Raw genomic sequence first — 18,675 nt, 5'->3', positions numbered from 1 at the left:
GTCTCTGGCTTGGCACCGTTTCAGGATCCCCGTCTGCGGGTTTCGAGCCGGGACGCCAAGTCCTGGTCGCCCAAGGCGAGTATCTGTGCCGCCAGAAGGGCCGCGTTGACAGCGCCATGGTCTCCGATTGCGACTGTGGCCACTGGTACGCCGCGCGGCATTTGCACGGTGGACAAAAGGGCATCCAACCCCGCAAGCGGTGAGTTTCCCAACGGGACCCCGATGACCGGACGGATCGTGTAGGCGGCGACCAGCCCCGCCAGGTGCGCGGCCATCCCCGCGCCACAGATATACACACCAACACCGGCAGCATTCCCTTCCCGGACCAAATCTCGAACCCGGTCGGGGGAACGATGCGCCGAACCCACTTCGAGCCGGCAGGCCACGCCGAGCTCGGCCAGAGTCTCCTGCGCCTTGACCATCGTGGGTCGATCGCTCTCCGATCCGATCAGTATCAGGACGGATCGGTTATCTGCACCGCTCCCCGGTTTTGTCGCCATTTCCTTCCCTCATCGTCGTGTCGGCGCTGGTCTTCCTTAACGTCGGTCCTGAATCTCTGCCGGCCGTCAGGAGCGTGCCCCAGACTCCTGTCGGCGAACCCTTGTCGCCTGCTTAGAACGCAGGCCGATGTCCGTGCGATAGTGGGCGCCCTTGACCGATATTCGTTCAACGGCGGTGTAGGCCCCGGCGACGGCCCCCTCGTGCGTCGCCGCCCTGGCAAAGACACCAAGAATCCGTCCCCCCGAGCTGACCAGACGATCCGTGGAGTCGCGCCGGGTCCCGGCATGAAAGCAAAAGACGTTGTCTTTTGCCGTCCGGGTGTCCCCTTCAATCGGAGCACCGCTCTCATAGCGCCCGGGATACCCGCGCGCGGCCAGCACGACCCCGGCGCAACAGGCATCGCGCCAGGAGAGCGGCTCAAAGTCGAGATGGCCGGCCAGCGCCGCCCCGAGGACGTCGACCAAGTCGGTCTCAAGAAGAGGCAAGACGGCCTGGGTCTCCGGATCCCCAAATCGGCAGTTGAACTCCAGGACCCGGGGACCTGTCTCAGTCAGCATCAGGCCGGCATACAGAACCCCAACATACGAGGTCCCCTCGGATTTCATTCCCCGGATCGTGGGGGTGAGGATCGAATCGGCCACCTGATCGAGGACGCTGTCGTCGCGGGGGCGGACGGGGGCGTAGGCTCCCATGCCTCCGGTGTTGGGTCCCTGATCCTGATCAAAGGCCCGCTTGTAGTCTCGGGCCGGGATCATCGGCACGGCCCGCTCACCATCGGCGAACGCCATGACACTCAACTCTTCCCCGGCGAGCAGTTGCTCAACCACGACCCGCTCACCCGCGGCGCCGAAGACCCGTTCTACCATGATCTTCCTGACCGCGGCTTCGGCCTCCTCGCGATCCCGACAGACCATGACTCCCTTGCCGGCCGCCAGACCATCGGCCTTGACCACGATCGGTCCCGGACAATCCGACAGAAAGCGTAACGCGTCCTCGGCCACATCGAACGTGCGGAACGGGGCGGTCGGCACAGCGTGCCGACGCATAAACTCTTTGGCAAAGACCTTGGAGGATTCCAACCGTGCCGCGGCTGCGGTCGGCCCGAAAACCCGCAGTTTCCCCTCCTGAAACACGTCCACGATGCCGGCGGCCAAAGGGCGCTCCGGCCCGACGATCGTCAGATCGATCCGTTCCCGACGGGCAAAGTCCACAAGAGCGGGCACGTTATGGTCGGGAATGTCCACTATTGTGGCGATCTCAGCGATCCCGGCGTTCCCAGGAGCACAGAAGACCTCGCGCACCTGACCTGACTGCCTCAAGGACCAGCAAAGGGCATGTTCGCGACCGCCGCCGCCGACGACCAGTATCTTCAGCGATTTCGCCATTGTTTCCACCTCGATGGCATGAAACGCAATGATACCTGCATGCCGGAGCATAGCCAAGCCATATGTTGTCCCCTACAGGACGTGGGTTCGACGCCCCGCAGTCATGCACATCGGCCGCAGCCGATCCTCGATGGTCTCTACTGATACCCGGCACTTCCGGGGCCCGTTGAAGGACCTCCCGTTCCTGTGGCGCCGGGTGCCCACACCCAGCGCAAGTGACGGTGAATCATCGGTCGGGTGTGGGCACCCGACCGCACCTCTGCGGCATTCGGGGCTTCTTCAACACGCCCTTCCGACCAAGGCCCGCAGAGCGGGATGGGTTTCCGACTTGCGTCGTGGGTCGATTTCCGTTGACAGCCCTCTTTGGCACCTCTATCATCCCTGCGCGTCGTGCTCTCTGGAGCGGACTCTGCTCACGACATGACGCTGTAAGATCTTATTGAAAGGCCAGATAGAGCATCCGCCGCGTTCTGTGCCCAGGAGGGTCGTGCAGGGAGCGCGGCGGTTCCATTTGTAGAGACTCGAGTTGCCCGCACGGCCCATTGTCGGCTTTCGATCTTGTCGATGCTATGTCATCTCATCGAGCAGAGGTTCGTTGCCAGGTGGTTTCCGAGCTATCTCAGACTGAAGAGCGGACACATCGGCGGCTTTTGGATTGCGTCGGAAATACGCCGCTTGTCGTGTTGGGCCAGACCAGCAGTGAATTGTGCCACAATGTGTTAGCAAAGCTCGATTTCCTTAATCCTACCGGTTCGGTCAAGGATAGGATCGCGCTCTACATCATTGAGAAGGCGGAACGTCTCGGGATTATCCGCCCCGGGGATCTCATTGTCGACAATTCGTCAGGCAACACCGCGATCTCGGTGGCGATGGTGGCCGCCGTCAAGGGGTACCGGTCTTTGTTCACGGTACCCGACAAGACCTCCAAGGAGAAGATCGACTTGATTCGGGCCTTTGGGGCAGAAGTCGTTGTCTGTCCTACAGATGTACCACATGATCATCCTGACGGGTATTACCTTGCGGCTCGGCGAATCGCTTCCGAGCGAGGCGCCTATCTCTTCGACCAGTACAATAGCCCTCTCAACATTGAGAGCCACTATGCCACGACCGGGCCAGAAATCTGGCAGCAGACGAATGGCACTGTCGACGTCTTCATTGCCGGCATCGGCACTGGGGGCACTCTGTCCGGGGCGGCACGGTTTCTGAAGGAGCAAAGGCCGTCGGTGCGGGTCGTCGCCGTCGATCCGGTCGGGTCCATATTCAATAACTTGTTTTATTTCAATGAATTATCTGTTCCCGGACGGTATCATGTCGAGGGCATCGGCTCGGACACGCCCTGTGGCGCACTCGACATGTCGGTGATCGACGAAATCGTGCAAATCGATGATAATCAGGCATTTCACTTCGCCCGTCGACTGGTGCGGGAAGAAGGGCTTCTGGTTGGAGGTTCATCGGGATCGGCGGTTGCGGGTGTGGCCGAATGGGCGAAGAGGCATCCAGAACAGGGGCCGCTGAATGTCGTGACCATTCTCCCGGACAGCGGGCAGAGGTACGTTTCGAAGTTCCTGAGCGACGACTGGATGAGACGTGAGGGACTTATGGTCTGAAGTCCCATCGATGCTTCGCCATTGCCGAGTGGCCGTTTTTTTGTAGAATTTCTCTTGACAGATGGAAGATTGTGGGTATCTTGCTTGTGTGCCGAGCAGTTTGCTGAACTGCTTAACGTGAAGTGCCCCAATATCGAGCGCCCTTTTCGGTTTGAATCGTGAATGATTCCAACCCGGACGGCGTCCTGCGCTTTTTGGGTTTCCTTTGCCAATAGATTACTCCCTGTAGTGCTCTAACTGTCTGCGTGGCCATCGCTTGTCGTGTATGCGACAAAAGTCGCGCCGACAAGGTATTTCGTGGCCAATGCAACTCAGGTCAGCTTCGGCTGACATCCTTGGTAAGTGAGACAACGTAAAGGAGCAAAGGAGAATGAAGCATAAACTGACAGTACTGGCCTGCGTAGGTCTGGCCCTGCTTCTCTCGACTGGTTTCGCCTTTGCCCAAGAGACGATCACGATACCTGGTGGTACACTCTACCGCTGCGCAGCAGGTCAGACGGTCGATGTGTACATCACCAACACCACCCCATTGATGGGTATTGGCTTGCCGCTAACGATCTCCGGCGGCGCCACGATCACCAGTGCGACTCTCGGTGCGGCTCTGCCGCCTGCCGGCGGCTGGTTGATCGGCCAAGACTTCACTTTGGGGACTTCTGGGATCGTCAATGCCGTCGGCGGATGTCTGCTGCCTGGGGTAATGCAGCATATCTTTACCCTGACAGTCATGACACCGTCCGCGTGCACGGGCACGATCGAAATCGACTACCTCCCCTTCTTCCCGCCAGCAGGGGCGTACATGCTGATTGACTGCGCGGCGACTGTTATTCCGCCCGCGGCCTTTGTGAAGGGGACTTTCACGCTGACCAACCAAATTCCGTACTGCGGGACTAATGACCCCGCGAGCGTGGCTTGGAATGGCAGCATCGTTGACAAGCAGTTGGTCGCCATCGATCCGGACGTCTGTGACAACCCGCTGGCTTATTCGTTGGCCGATGCGGGCGGTCTCACAGGCACCATCCAGATCGTGGACGACAAGTTCTCCTACACCGCGAACTGTGTCGACAAGGGCGTGCACACGGTGACCTTCCGGGCCACCGACCAGTGCGGCGCCTATGTTGACTGCGACTTCCAGGTGACGGTGACCAACGACAAGCCGGTGTGCGGCAGCAACCCGGCGGAGAACGTGTACTTCCAGACCGGCGTGGTCAACAAGCAGTTGAACGCCTCCGATCCCAACGGCGATCCGCTCACGTTCTCGAATGCGAGCAAGGGCGCGGTGGATCCCAGCGGCATGTACAACTGGGCGACGGTCTGCGCTGATGTCGGCGTGCATACGGTGACCTTCGACGTGAGCGATGGATGCGAGGTCACTCAGTGCTCGTTCCAGGTGACCGTGTACCAGAACGCGCCGATTTGCAGCCCGATTGCCGACCAATCGGTCGAGTGGTGCGGTGCCAATCTCGAGGTTCCGTTGGTCGCCACCGACGACAACTGCCTGTCGAACCTGTCCTGGTCGGCGGTGAGCGCACCGGCGCACGCGGTCACGATCAGCGGTGTCCATCCGAATGCCAAAGTGGTGTTCGATCCGGATTGCCCGGATGTTACTGGCGGCCCGTTTGCCATCACCGTGACAGCGTTCGACGGCGAGAAGTCATGCTCGCAGACGTTCAATGTCACCGTGACGAACGCGGCACCGGTCATCACCTGCCCGGCGAACATCCCGTTGCTGGTCTCCGGGCAGGATGTGGATGTGTGGGCGACTGCGACGGACGCGAACGCCTGTGACGGGAAGACCTTCACGCTGGTCAGCTTCGTGAAGCTCGCAGGCCCGCCGCCTGGCGGCCCCAATCATGCACCGATCTTCACGAACGACGGGCACTTCACGTGGAACACCGAAAACTCCAACGACCTCGATGAAGGACTGTGGGAAGCCGCGATCCGCGTCGACGACAATTGCGGCGGTTACGACATCTGCACGTTCACCATCCTGGTGAAGGCCGAGCTCTTGGTGTGGATCGGCGATCCCACCAAGCCGCCGTGCACGATGGACGCCTACGTGCATACGCTGAACGGGCTGACCGTAAAGACGTATGTCAACGTGTCGGACGGCTACCTCCTGGCAGTGGGCGGCTTGAACCTGCTGATCTGCTACGATCAGACCGGTTTGACCTTCCTCGGCGCCAACAAGATCGGCAACATGTCCACGTGGGAGTACTTCACCTGGCGTTACAGCTCGCAGTCGAACTGCGAGGGCGGATGCCCGACCGGTTACCTCCGCATCGTGTCCATTGCCGACCTCGACAATGGCCCGACACATCACCCGTCCACCTTCTATCTGGATGGCGCAATCATCGAGTTGACCTTCCAAGCCACCGCCGATCGGAACATGATCGGCCAGTGCTTCAACGTCGGCTTCTGCACGTTGGAGTGCGGCGACAACACCTTCTCGAGCGTCTCGGGCGACACGCTCTTTGTCGCGATCGATGGCTCACTATGCGTGGGCGATACCTCAAAGGGCAGAGTCGTGCGCAGAGTCTTGCACCTGTGCGACAGCAAGATCTGCATCGACGAGCCGCTGGATGATCGTGGCGACATGAACCTGAACGGTCTGGCCAACGAGGTTGGCGACGCGGTTCTGTTCACGAACTACTTCATCTATGGCGACGGGGTCTTCTCGACCTACTGCCCAGACCCGCCGGCTGCCTGCTACAAAGACGTGCAGATCCTGGCCTCCGACGTCAACAACGACGGTGTAGTGTTGACGGTCGCCGACCTGATCTACATGATCCGTATCATCACCGGTGATGCCGAACCCTTCCCGCCCGGCGGCAATCCCAAGGTGTCGCCGTATGCGGGTTCTGCCACTGCCAGCTACCGGCTGGAGGATGGCGCACTGCATGTTACGACCACCTCGCCGGTGGCCGTGGCCGGCGCCGCCTTCACCTTCCGCTACAGCGGCATGGGTATGGGCCAGGCCGAGTTGTCCTCCGCGGCTTCCGGGCTGAAGGTCCAGTCGTCGGCCCGCAATGGCGAGCTGCGTGTCGTGGTTTATCCGGACATTGCGCGCATGGCGTCGGTGAGCGCCGGCACCAACGACATCGTCTCGATCCCGACCACGGGTGAGGGCACGGTCGAGTTGGTGGATGTGCAGTTGTCGGATGCCTCGGGCGCGATGCTCTCCACCACCGCCGCCAAGGTTGGACCGCCGAAGGAGTACGCGCTGCTTCAGAACTATCCGAACCCGTTCAACGCTGGAACCGTGATCGGTTTCAACCTGACGAAGGCGACGGATTGGTCTCTGACCGTGTACAACATCGCCGGCCAGGTTGTCCGGACGTTCTCCGGCTCGAGCGACGCGGGCACGGTCCAAGTCGCTTGGGACGGCAATGACGCCTCCGGCAACCAAGTTGCTTCTGGTGTCTACTTCTATCGTGTGAAGGCCGATACCTTCACGGCGACCAAGAAGATGACACTTCTGAAGTAACCTCGTTCACACGAACGAACTCCGCCCCGGTCCTCTGTGGACCGGGGCGGTTTGTTTGTGCAGCAAAGAAAGCAGGGGGCTGAAAGCCCCCTGTCCGCTGTTTGGACGTTCTCTGGCTGTAGCGCAAGGGGCTGAAGCCCCTTGTTTGCCATGGAGTTGAGGGACGCAAGGTGGGTGCTTCGCACCCACCGCAGGGGGCTGAAAGCCCCTCTGTCCGCGAGGTTGTGGCTTCGAATCGAGGACAGGGGGTTTTCAACCCCTTGGTGGTCTATCCCTTGATGTTGCCGATGGGGAGGAAGCGGACGACACGGCGGGATATGCCGATATCGTGCACGGCCGCAACGACTTCCGATATGTCCTTGTAGGCGAAGCCGGCTTCTTCGGCCAAGCCGGCCAAGGATGCGGTTCTGATGGCAATGCCGCGATCAAGCAGACTCTGCTTGAGTTTCTCCCCCCGGATCATGTGCTTGGCCTTGGTACGGGACATCGTGCGGCCTGAGCCGTGGAGCGTGGAACCAAAGGTGGAGTCCATCGCTTCTTGGGTCCCTATCAAGAGATACGAGCCGGTTTCCATCGACCCGCCTACTATAACTGGCTGTCCGATATCGTGATACGCGGATGGCAACTGGGCTTGGCCGGGGCCAAAAGAACGGGTAGCGCCCTTGCGATGGACAAGCAGGTCCCTTTCCGTCCCACCTACGGTGTATCGTTCGACTTTGGCGATGTTGTGCGCGACGTCATAGACAACCTCGAGCCCAAGGTCCAACTCATTCCTACCGAATGTCTTGGCGAATCCCTCGCGGATGCGGTGGGTGATCACCTGCCGATTGGCGAAGGCGGCGTTGGCGGCGCAATTCATTGCCTTGAAATAGCTTTGCCCCTCAGGAGTCGAGAACGGCGCACATGCCAGCTCACGGTCCGCGGTCACGATGCCATGACGGGCCATCACCGGTACAAAGGCGCGGAGGTAATCGGTGCCAATCTGATGCCCAAAGCCACGCGAACCGCAATGAACCATGACGCAGATCTGGTCCGGGACTCCGACTCCAAGTCTATGAGCAACAATCGGATCAAGTACGTTCTCGGGGCGAATCACTTGAACTTCCAGGTAGTGATTCCCGGAGCCGAGCGTGCCCAGTTGGTCAAGGCCGCGGTGGATGGCCTTACCGGAACATTGATCGGGATCGGCATCAGGGATACATCCCATTTCCTCGATGTGATCGAGGTCCTCGCGACGCCCATATCCCCTCTTGACGCACCACCCGGCACCCTGCACGGCCATTTCGCGAAACTCGCTGTCGTTCAATCGAATGAATCCCTTGGACCCGACCCCGCAGGGAACCAAAGAGTACAGCGTGTCCATCAACTGGGCCAGCTTTGGCTTGACCTCGTCATACGTCAGGTTCGTGCGTAGGAGTCTCATCCCACAGTTGATGTCGAAGCCGATCCCTCCCGGCGAGATCACCCCCTCTTCCAAGTCAAATGCCGCGACTCCGCCGATGGGGAAACCATAACCCCAATGGCCATCAGGCATACACAGGGCATGCTGTTGGATCCCCGGCAGCATGGCCACATTGGTTATCTGGTTGAAGACACCATCGTCCATCGAAGCGAAGACTGACGGCGAAGCAAGGATGCGCGCGGGAACGCGCATTCCCGCCTTGGCGTCAGGGGGTATCTCCCAGACATACGGTCGAATCTGTCGCGCTAACTCTCTCATAATCGATCAAATATCAAGGACGACACGGGCCCGATACGAGTCGCCGTCTTGAACAACTTCATACAAGTGATAGGTGATCGCCTTGACATCCTGTCCGAGTCGCTGGCGGTCGCGATCGATCCTGTCCCCGTGCAGCACAGCATGCACTTGCCACGTGTCACCGGGAGCAACGGCGACCTCTCCCATCTTGACCAAAAGTCCCTCAGTGTCTTTAAGATATACGATCTCAGACAACCAATCGTAAAGCAATTGCTCCACCGATGCGGCTGTCAGTTCGAGGATTCGGCTCAGGTCAGAACGCAGATCGTCAAGCGCGACCATGACCGACGTCGTCGCCAGCGCCGCCCCGAGAAACAACTCGCTCCAACTGTCGGCTTCGACGGCAAATGCTGCATCCGCCAAGGCGACATCCGGCAGGAATCTGTAATTGAATGTCATTTATAATGTTAAATCAGTGATAGAACCCCATGCCGTAGATCGGGACGGTCACGGAATGAGACTGTTCGCCATCAAACTTCAGCGTGAAAGACCCGGTGTAAACCCCGATTGGGGTCTTTGCGCCTGCGGCCAAAGTCCCAGAGATCTTGCCTCCTGCCGGCAAGTCCATGCTGGACAAAACCAACGACATGAACTCTGGGGGAGGGGATGTCACCATGATCTTATAGGGTGTGGAACTTGTGTTGGTGATCACAAACGACTGTGATTCCTTGCCCAGCGTGTCCAGATAGGCGGCTCGCGGCGCGACGCGGACAAGCCCCTCGGCGGCGCCAACCATGGACACGAAGAGCAATCTCTTCTCCGGCATTGCCTTATCGTTACTGACCAGGAGGACTGACTTCTGCACCTTGCCGTCCTGATGCCGTGTGTTGAAGGCCAGATCGAGAGGCACAGAATCGCCTGGAGACACCGTCTTCTTGGGAAGCGGAACGGTCGTGCAGCCGCACCCCGGCTGTACGTCCGTGACCTTCAGCGTGTCTGTGCCGTCGTTACAGAGCCAGTATCGGTGATAGACATGCGGACCTTCAGGAAGGAAGCCGAAATCGAACATCTCCTCCGAGAGCCGTATCTTGGGGTCGGCAATGGCGTCCGACGACAACGACAAACCGCCTGCAAAACAAGCGATTACGAGGAACTGGATTGAGCGAGGACATCTGCGAGCGGCCGAAGAACGCATCCCAAACCTCCCAAGCTACAGACAAGAGCGCAACGGTCAACGGATCAGAACCACGGGGACGACATGCGAATAGTGCCCCCATGTCACCCGGCAGAAGTATACACCTGACGACAAGGCCCCGGTACCCTCGAATTCGACCGTTGCCAGATTCGTCAGTCGATCACCCGCCCAAGACAACTCACTGCTGGCCAGATGGGAAGCGACAGTTGCGCCCATGACGTTTACAAGCGAAACTTCAATCGGGCCTGTGAGTGAACGACCGCCGGAACACGCCCATTCGTGAAATGCGTTGTCGGACAACACGATATCGACAGCAAGCTTGTCGGAAAAGGGATTGGGCCTAACGGTGACAACGGGGAGCCCGTCACCGCGCACGCTGCCTTTGTCATCGCCTCTTTCTGACACACCTGTGTTGGCATCAACGGTGGCAGTGACTTCCAAGAGCCAGCGATCGCGATCCGGACGTCCGCTTCCTTCCACGACCATCGGAAGAAACCCTGAATAGGAGCCCAACTCGGTGGCCAAGCCGAAAATAGAAATAGTCGCCGAATCTCTCGAGTAGGGTGGCAGATTCACCAGACTCGGGGTCACTCGTATCCCAATCGAGCCAGCAGGGCCTGCTTGAGGCCCATGACTGGGCGCCAGAGAAAACGAGTCCGCCAGGGCTACTCGGAGCGTCTCGATGCCTATGTTCTCCAATCCCAGACTGGCGGTTGCCGTTTCTCCAAGCCGGGCGTGTATGTGTATCTCGCTTCCTGACAAGGAAATACCCCAGCGGGACGGCACGAATACAGGTCCTGTCCCTACCCACGCGCTGGTGTCGCCGCCGTTGACGGCGGCGAGGCGATACTCGTGGGACTGCCCGACAACGATGCCGGTGTCCGCGTATTGCAGTCCCCCGAAGAAGGTACCCTGAATCGTATCGGAGTGAGGCGATCTGGGTCCGGAGACTGCGTTGGCAGTCAGAATGAACGCCGGATTGCCGTCCTGAGACGCTTCCTCGGCCATGAGGCTCGATCCCAGAGCCCCCGGCTCGTTAGGGAGGGACTTGAGGAGTACGGCATCAACGAAGATGCCGCCCCCAGACCATGGCTGCCAGGCGGCTTCGCCGTTGTCCGAATACCCGACCAGTGTCTCGAGGGCGGGCGGAAGATCGTCACGGCCCAAACGCACGACACCGTCAGCACCAAGCGGCCACAGGCCGACCAGCCAGATCGACCCGGCGATCGACTCTGGAAGGCGCCAGTCGACAGTCCTGTAACCCATTGAACCAAAACGAATCCAGGGACCATCACCGAGATCCCAACTGATTCCGGGGAGTAGCGCCGGCCCTGGAACGCCGTCTGAATCAGTGTGGACCGACCAGTGAAAGGCCGCCAACGAATCCCACTCCAACTCGGTCACATCGGCAGCCGCAAAGAAATACGCCCCAATCGAGTGCAGCAATGCTCCGCCCTCTGCGACAGGGAGGCGGAAGGCCACGCGTGGCTCGGGGTAGCCGCCAACATGGAAACCCCCCTTTGTCGTGCTGCCTTGGTGCGCAGATAGGGAGTCGGCGAAGACATCGGGATGGAACCAAGTCACCAGTATGGAGCCGTCTGGCTGAAGTTTGGCGTTTGGAGCCAGAGGGGGCGGGTAGGAGCTGAAAACCGGCCTTGGGCAGGCGGCGATACAGATGAGCATCGGTGAGAGCAACACTTTCCAGAGACAGCAGATCCCTCGCTTGGCTCGGGATGACAGGTCGATGCGGGTACGCCGGGCTGTTCCCTCACCCCTTCGACTCCGCTCAGGGCAAGCCGATCCGACCTCTGGTCGAATCGACCTCTCCCTCTCGGCTCCCCTCGGCTTCGCTCGGGGCAAGCCGCTCGGGGCAAGCTGGGGGGAGAGGTTAGATAGTCTGGATGGAGTCGGTCGATGCATGGTGCTGGTGCCCCATGCCCCCCTGTTTGGTCGACCATGCGGACCATCGTGAAGATTTTCGTCTGTTTCAAGAAAAAAAACGCGAAAAACCGTTGACAGGTTTTCTGGGGGTGCTATCTTACGGTCGAGCGTTTAAAGCCCTGCCCGCCTAAGGCGGACGGGGTGACTCTTCGAATCAAAATACCTATCCGAACGGTGCTCCCTTTCGCGTGGGAAAGGTAGAAAGCCGAGCGGGTCAGTATTTTCCTCCTAGCCCGTTCCGAAAATTTCCTATCCCCGCATCGCGGCCATAGGCCGTAGGACGTTCGACTAACGAGCAGGCGTCGGGATGGCGACAACCACGATTCACGATGATGGATCGACAGCCGCCCATGCTTGCGGAAGACTTAGGAAAGATGGGGATCAAGCCAGTTGGACTGAAAAAGCGGCATCAGATTCGGCCGATATGAGAAGAGAGGCAAGGATCGGCCGGCAAGCCAGTAACCCAGGACAAGTGGCCCCCTCATCTGACGAAGCTTCACATCGTGTATCTTTCAGGAGGACTTTGTAAATGCACAAAAAACCCCTTATTGCAGTTCTCGCTCTGGGATTGCTTCTGTTCGCGAGCGTCACGGTATTCGCCACGGACTACGATCCAGCCAATGGCGTGTACCCGAAGGGCGACGCGGGAAGGACTCCGCAGAGCAAAGGCACACCGTCTGTGGAGGCGGCCTCGGGGTCGCTGGTCACGGTCAATGCCGGAACGAACCGGGTGGTGCCGGGGACGTTCTGCGATGGCCGGTGGCAGGGTGCGTACGCCTACTCGGTCGGCGGATGGTATGTCGGCATGGAGTTCTATGCGGCCTACCAGGATCCGTCGAACGCGTCGTGGTGGAACGGGACCTGCGTCAATACTCCCAGCTTTGACGTGACCGCGATCAACATGATCAATCGGTTCTCCGCCGGGCCGTTCCCCATGACGTTTGTCTTCCAGCCGTTGGTTTACGGCGTCAGCTCGACGGCAGAGTGTGCGATCGCCCCGGCTCCGGTAGCGGGCGGCGCGCTCTGTGTCGGTCCGGCGTACGCAGTGACCTGGACGGCTGCGGCCACTTATATCATCAACCTCCCGTTCCCGATTGAATGCTGCCTGTCCGGCCCGTTCTTTGCGGCCTGGTACAGCCCAACAGGGGGTGCCCTGCGCCTCGGTTGCAATGCCGGCTACCCGGCGCCGATGGGTGTGACTTGCGGCGTGTTCAACGAGTATGGCCTCGGCTGGGATGAATTGTCCAAGTACTTCACTTGGCCTGATCCCGGTCCCTACAACCTCGAGTACATTCTGTTCGCCGAGGGGTACACCCCGGACGATCCGGCGACCCATTGCACACCCGGTCTGTGCGACTGGCAGTGGCACTATGTCGGCGAAGCGGCCGACTGCGGTACCGGAACCCCCGGCCTCCGCAACAACGACTGCTGGGAGGCGTACTATCCCCTGCCGTCTGGCGTTGCGGGCGGACGGACGAAAGAGGCGGTGCTCTTCCAGGCGATCGGTCTGGACACCCTGAAGGGCGTGGAGTTTATTCTCTATGGCGCTGGAACGACCGATGATTGGCAGGTCGAGATCTTCGGCGATCTGGGCTTCACGCGCGCCTGTGGACCGGTTCCCGATCCGGCGATGGGCGGCCTCTTGTATTCGGTGGTCATTCCCAACGCCTCCCTGATCTGGGATGGGGCGACACCGAACTACGTGGCGATTCCCGACATCATCTGGGGAACACTGAACGGCGGCCTCCCGCAGAACCTGTTCGTGGCCATTAGTCCGGTGCAGACGGCAGGCGGCGTTGGGTGCATTGCCTACGGCCCTCCGTTCGCCGGGCCGTCCTGTCCGCCTTCTCCGATGTTCTCGATGGCATACTACCCGTTTGCCACGTTCAACGGTGGCGTGGCGACTTGGGAGTACCTGGCCCAAGCGCAAGGCACGGGTCGTGAGTTCGGCATCAACGCCTATGTTTGCAAGGAGAAGGTGCCGATCGTTCCTGCTCACTGCACCACACCTGGTCCGGACGTTTGGAACCAGTGGGGGCATGATGCCCAGCGCACCTCGTTCTCTTCGATCGCCGTGGGCGATCCGAACGGGATCAAGCTGGAGTGGGCGCAGTCCCTGCCGCGTCTGAACAGCTTCTGCTCTCCGACGGTTGCCAACGACCGTGTTTACATCTCGTCGGACCAGGAAGTGACCTGCTGGGATCTCGCCACGGGCGCTTTCTTGGGCGACTTCAAAGGCGCCCCGGAGATGGGTTCGTCGAACCGTGGCAACACCACGATCGACGCCGCCGGGAACGTCTATGCGACCGGTGGTAACTTCAACGCCATCACCAAGATGGGCCCGAACCTCGAGGCCAGCGGGATCATCTGGTCGGTCAACACCTCGTACGGTCCTGTCCCCGGCGGCCTGAGCGGGCAAAACCGGTTCAACACCTGCGTGGTGGCCAATGTCTCCGGCACGGATGTCGTGTTTGTCGCGACCGAGCCGTTCGGAGCTCCGGGCCAGCTATACGCGCTGGATGCGGCTACCGGTGCGCTGTGGGGCAACTGGCCGACCAACCCGATCACCTTCGATGCGGCGGTCGCGCATGGGCCGACTTTTGACGGGTCGTACTTGTACGTCGGCACCCAGATTGGCGGCACGCTTAACACCGGATCACTCTACAAGATCGACGCTACCAACGGTGCCTTCCAGTGGGGCGCGGTCAATGGTGGAGTGGGCTGGGTCGATGTGGCTGGTGACGGTTGGCCGGGCGGCGTGTCGGTCGAGGGAAGCTACCTCTACGGCGCGACCCGCAATGGCGACAACACCGGTCGGCGTTACAAACTCGACGTGTCGAGCAACGTGACCCCGTCGATCGTCTGGAAGTTCAACCAGGGCGTGGTGCTCTACGGCGCCCCGGCGATCGGCAACAACTTCGTGTACATCCCGCAGGACAACCCGTCGTTTGGTCTTTTGATGATCGACAAGGCCATCGGTCTGGCGGTTCACAACTTCTCCGCTGAAGGCGTGGCGTCGGTGACGCAGTCGGCGACGATCTCGTGCGACAAGTACGTCTTCGCGGGCGACCGCGACGGGTACTGGCACCTGCTGAACGCCAACAATCAGAGCAAGGAGTGGTCGCTGGGGTACGTGCACACGGGCGGCGACATTGTCATGGGCACGGCGCTGGCCTCGCACTCGACGAACACCTACGACTACGCCGCGGTCAGCGTCCGCCAGATCACGACGGCGGGCCTGCTGTTGGTCTACCGTCTGAACACCGGACCGCGTCCGCGTCTGGTACAGCATGAGTTCGAGATCGACGTTCCGATTCCATTCGGAACGGACGTTTCCGTGACTGTGGATGACGCCTTTGAGAACATCGGGAACGCGGCCTTGAACTTCACGGCGCTGAACATCGCCGATCCGTTGCCGGATGGCTCGGCGGCGTCGATTCGCCATGCCCGCCAGGATTTGATGCAGCGTCGCTCGCTGTATCCTTCGGTGGATGCTGATTACAACTCGTACTTCACCGATGCGTCCCTGACGAAGCAGCAGCACATGGCCGGCCTGAGCACGCGGATGATCGATGGCGAGCTCACGTGCAATCCGGTGTTGGTCGAAGGCAGCAAGCGTTCCGAGAACCGCATGGCGGCGGGCGCCAGCAACGTCCGTGTCGGCAACGTGAAGATCAACGGCGCGGCCATCCCGACCGCCATCGGCGCGGGCGCGTTCGGCGATCTCACGTTCGACATCAACGGCACGGTTCCGTACCTCGGTCGTGGGATCGACCTGAACATCATTGAGTTGACGAACGACGATCCTGACTTCGACTTCCTGCCGCCGCATTCGGTGGCAGAGTTCGGAGTGACCGCGGTCGGCGGCTGCCTGTTTGCGGCCGACACGCTGTACTTCGGCGACGTGCACGGGGCCGCCACGGCCAACTACGAGACGATGTACAACCATGGCAACCTGGGCGATGATGCCAGCTCGTCACGGGAGTTCCGTTTCGTGGCCGATGGCGGTTCGCCGGACAACAACTTCTACGACGGCACGTTCATGCTGTTCGGTGACTCGTCGGCAGCGATCGGCGGGGCGCAGTTGTTCGTCGACATGTTCGGCGGCCAGGAGAACTACGCCGGCAACCCGCAGCCGCCGGGCGGATGCGCGATGCAGAAGGCGACGAACGTTGTCTTGGGCCGGTACCGGACAGGCGGCGGACCGGTGGACATCTATGGCGAATGGATCCAGTCGGCCTACTCCGACACGGATTTTGCCGCCCCAGCGGGCACCCCGTTGGCTGCGATCGGCTTTGACATCCTCCAGAAAGAGGTCGGCGCGTACGATCCTCTGTATGGGGACTTCAAGCTGATCCACTGGACGTTCACCAACCGCATACCGCCGTTCGGCGATGGCCTGGCGAAGGGTCCGATCTATCCGGGCACGCATATCGACTGGGACATCAACACGGGCGCCAACACCGGATTGGTTTCGGATCTGTTCAACGGCTATGCGCAGTGGGATGCGGGAGTCAACGCGACGATCGCCTATGGTATGTTCGACGTCAATATGCCGTCGACGTACGACGGTATCGATCCTGCGCCGAACTCGCCGCATGGCATCTATGTCATCTCCAACCCGGATCGCATCTACAGCAACTACTGGAATTACAGCGACGGTCCGGGACGGACGGGTGTGTGGGGCGACGTCATGAACATCTTCCCGGCCCGGATGATCGACAATCCGGGTACGTACGAAGACAAGTCGAGCGTCCTGATCGGCAAGCCGTTCTCGCTGGGTGCGGGCGCGACCACCGCCGAGTGGACTGCGGCTGTCTACGGCGTCGATGCCAGCACGGACAACGCCGCCACCATCGAACAGAATGCCCTGGGTGTGGCCAAGCGGGCTGCTCGTTGGGCCGGCTTCGCTCGCGGTAATGTCAACGAGGACGCGTTTGTCGACCTCGCCGACGTCGCGTGGATGATCGCTCTTCTGCCGAAGTATCCGGGCGACTACTGCGGTGACGTGAATGCCGACGGCCTGAACGACGGCGCCGACGTCACGAAGCTCCTCAGTTGGGTGTCCGGACATCCCGCGGATCGGCCGGTGGGCGCTTGGAGATTCTAATCTCCGGTTCTCGCTGGTAAGTCTGTTAGTCCTGAGATCCCCCCGCTTGAGCGGGGGGATCTCTTTTTTGTGTCGCAAGGGGCTGAAGCCCCTTGTCCTCGCAGTTGGGGCGTACGGCAATACGCCCTGCATACCTATGGATTTGTGACCCAAGGATGCAGCAGATCTCACACGTTGCTGAAGGACGCACGAAACGGGAATCGACCCTCCCATGTCGTCCTGAGCGAATCCCGCGCTCTGCGAGCGCGGGATGAAGCGAAGGACCTGCTGTTTCTTCATCTGAACGTAACAGCAGATTCTTCGCCCCGCCAAAGAGCGGCGGGGCTCAGAATGACATGAACGGCGCTTGTCAGCAACCTGGCCAGGTCCTCCGGCAGGTGGCCGGAGAAGTTGTCGATGGCACCATGGCCGTTCGGCGGGTATATAGAGAGCATGCCGACTGTGGCATGGGACAACAGATGAAACGTGAAGCGCTACAGGAGCAGGTGGGGCAGATTCGTGCTCTCCTGGACGATCTGATCGTGCTGGAAGCGGTGTACACCTCGCGCGCGAGCGTCACATTTCGGGGCATGCCGCGGGTGCCAGTCGGCGATTTTGAGTCGACGGTGCGGGCCCGCCTTGAAGCGGCGGGCTTTGACGGGACAGTCGAGGCATCGCCGGAACTTGGCGCCGGAAGCATCAGGGCCCTCGTCACCGTTCAACTGGAGAAGCAGACGGCCCGATTCCCCTGGGTCAATGTGTTGTTGTTCGCCGCGACCGTCATATCGACGACCTGGCTGGGCGGGGCGTCATTTGCGGCCTGGTTCATGGCGATTCTGATCTGTCACGAGTTTGGCCACTTCACACTGGCGCGGCGGCGACGGATCGACGCGTCATGGCCGTACTTCATCCCGGCCCCGAACATTCTCGGGACATTCGGGGCATTCATTCAACTGCGCTCGCCGATTCGCGATCGGACGGCGTTGTTCGACATGGCGATCGCGGGGCCGCTGGCGGGATTCGTGGTCGCGGTCACGGCGCTCTTCGTCGGGTTGGCCAAGTCGACGATTGTTGCGGCGGGCGCGGAGGGAACACAGATCATCCTCGGCGATTCGCTGTTGTTTCGGGGCGTTGCCGCCCTGGTGTTGCCGACGATGACGCCCGATCAGGACGTCATGCTGCACCCGATCGCTTTCGCCGGATGGGCCGGGTTGCTGGTGACGATGTTCAATCTGTTCCCAATGGGGCAACTCGACGGCGGGCACATCGCCTATGCGATCCTGAAGCGCGGGCAGCGTTGGCTGGCTCTGGCGGCGATTGCCGGACTGGTGGCGATCTCCCTATGGTGGCCGTGGTGGCTGGTGTGGGTGGCCATCGGGTTGTTCCTGCGCCCGGAGCATCCGCCCACGCTGGTCGATGAGATCGCCGTGGGGCGGACACGTCGGATCTTGGGCGCCGTGGCCTTCGTCATCTTCATCCTGTGTTTCACGCCGGTCCCGTTCCGAATTCCTTAGACAGAAACGCAGAAGTCACAGCGCATGATCTGCGCCGTCTATTCAACGTCCTGGCAACAGATTACAGCTCCGATCCGAACGGGCGAGGAGACGAGGCGCAGACGCTGCGTCTTGAACGGCATTTTCAAGACAGTCAGAAGTCGATCGTCGGGTGTAGTTCATTGATTGACTGCGTGATACCAGAAGGGTGTGCGCGGGAGCGATATCGGCATGCAAGTTGTGTCAGTTCTCTCTGGACCTGTAAGACTCTTCGTCGCAAC

General features: G+C 60.6%; 10 protein-coding genes. 4 read left to right on the top strand and 6 right to left on the bottom strand.

The features are described from left to right. Positions 1 to 20: 20 nt before the first annotated feature. Both purE and purD read right to left on the bottom strand, forming a co-directional pair. Entirely contained in the window at positions 21 to 500 is a 480-nt protein-coding gene (gene purE, locus AB1792_01345; GenBank protein MEW5700862.1) for a 5-(carboxyamino)imidazole ribonucleotide mutase, read from the bottom strand. A gap of 66 nt (positions 501 to 566) precedes the next feature. Continuing rightward, positions 567 to 1,886 carry a phosphoribosylamine--glycine ligase gene (purD, locus tag AB1792_01340; protein ID MEW5700861.1) on the bottom strand — a complete coding sequence of 440 codons (1,320 nt, stop codon included), beginning with the start codon at positions 1,884 to 1,886 and terminating at the stop codon, positions 567 to 569. A 602-nt stretch (positions 1,887 to 2,488) separates the two neighbouring features. On the opposite strand from purD, the gene AB1792_01335 reads away from it, so the two are divergent. Then, positions 2,489 to 3,493 carry a cysteine synthase family protein gene (locus AB1792_01335; protein ID MEW5700860.1) on the top strand — a complete coding sequence of 335 codons (1,005 nt, stop codon included), beginning with the start codon at positions 2,489 to 2,491 and terminating at the stop codon, positions 3,491 to 3,493. A gap of 370 nt (positions 3,494 to 3,863) precedes the next feature. Then, positions 3,864 to 6,977 carry a T9SS type A sorting domain-containing protein gene (locus AB1792_01330; protein ID MEW5700859.1) on the top strand — a complete coding sequence of 1,038 codons (3,114 nt, stop codon included), beginning with the start codon at positions 3,864 to 3,866 and terminating at the stop codon, positions 6,975 to 6,977. Between the two features lie 268 nt (positions 6,978 to 7,245). Here the strand turns inward: AB1792_01330 and AB1792_01325 are convergent, their stop codons facing one another. The 4 genes from AB1792_01325 to AB1792_01310 all read right to left on the bottom strand — a co-directional run bounded on the left by AB1792_01325 (position 7,246) and on the right by AB1792_01310 (position 11,455). Further along, a complete protein-coding gene (locus AB1792_01325) occupies positions 7,246 to 8,697 on the bottom strand; it encodes an RtcB family protein (protein MEW5700858.1) in 1,452 nt (483 codons plus the stop codon). A gap of 6 nt (positions 8,698 to 8,703) precedes the next feature. Next, the gene (locus AB1792_01320) at positions 8,704 to 9,135 is read right to left on the bottom strand and encodes an archease (protein MEW5700857.1); all 432 of its coding nucleotides are present in this window, start codon (positions 9,133 to 9,135) and stop codon (positions 8,704 to 8,706) included. A gap of 13 nt (positions 9,136 to 9,148) precedes the next feature. Then, entirely contained in the window at positions 9,149 to 9,799 is a 651-nt protein-coding gene (locus AB1792_01315; protein MEW5700856.1) for a DUF1573 domain-containing protein, read from the bottom strand. Between the two features lie 108 nt (positions 9,800 to 9,907). After that, on the bottom strand, positions 9,908 to 11,455 hold the full coding sequence (locus AB1792_01310) for a hypothetical protein (protein ID MEW5700855.1): 1,548 nt from the start codon (positions 11,453 to 11,455) through the stop codon (positions 9,908 to 9,910). An 886-nt stretch (positions 11,456 to 12,341) separates the two neighbouring features. Here AB1792_01310 and AB1792_01305 point away from each other — a divergent pair. Both AB1792_01305 and AB1792_01300 read left to right on the top strand, forming a co-directional pair. After that, complete coding sequence (locus AB1792_01305) at positions 12,342 to 16,922, top strand: hypothetical protein (GenBank protein ID MEW5700854.1); 4,581 nt, start codon at positions 12,342 to 12,344, stop codon at positions 16,920 to 16,922. A gap of 458 nt (positions 16,923 to 17,380) precedes the next feature. Beyond that, positions 17,381 to 18,415 (top strand): site-2 protease family protein, encoded by a 1,035-nt coding sequence (locus AB1792_01300; GenBank protein MEW5700853.1) that lies wholly within the window; start codon positions 17,381 to 17,383, stop codon positions 18,413 to 18,415. Positions 18,416 to 18,675 lie beyond the last annotated feature (260 nt).

This window comes from Candidatus Zixiibacteriota bacterium, assembly GCA_040752595.1.
Classification (GTDB): Bacteria; Zixibacteria; MSB-5A5; order WJJR01; family WJJR01; genus JACQFV01.
This window is presented reverse-complemented; position numbering and strand designations above follow the sequence as displayed.

What these genes read in the sequence shown, in the direction of transcription:
- purE (MEW5700862.1), bottom strand. Translation starts at nt 500, where the DNA reads ATGGCGACAAAACCGGGGAGCGGTGCAGATAACCGATCCGTCCTGATA.
- purD (MEW5700861.1), bottom strand. Translation starts at nt 1,886, where the DNA reads ATGGCGAAATCGCTGAAGATACTGGTCGTCGGCGGCGGCGGTCGCGAA.
- AB1792_01330 (MEW5700859.1), top strand. Translation starts at nt 3,864, where the DNA reads ATGAAGCATAAACTGACAGTACTGGCCTGCGTAGGTCTGGCCCTGCTT.
- AB1792_01325 (MEW5700858.1), bottom strand. Translation starts at nt 8,697, where the DNA reads ATGAGAGAGTTAGCGCGACAGATTCGACCGTATGTCTGGGAGATACCC.
- AB1792_01320 (MEW5700857.1), bottom strand. Translation starts at nt 9,135, where the DNA reads ATGACATTCAATTACAGATTCCTGCCGGATGTCGCCTTGGCGGATGCA.
- AB1792_01305 (MEW5700854.1), top strand. Translation starts at nt 12,342, where the DNA reads ATGCACAAAAAACCCCTTATTGCAGTTCTCGCTCTGGGATTGCTTCTG.
- AB1792_01300 (MEW5700853.1), top strand. Translation starts at nt 17,381, where the DNA reads ATGAAACGTGAAGCGCTACAGGAGCAGGTGGGGCAGATTCGTGCTCTC.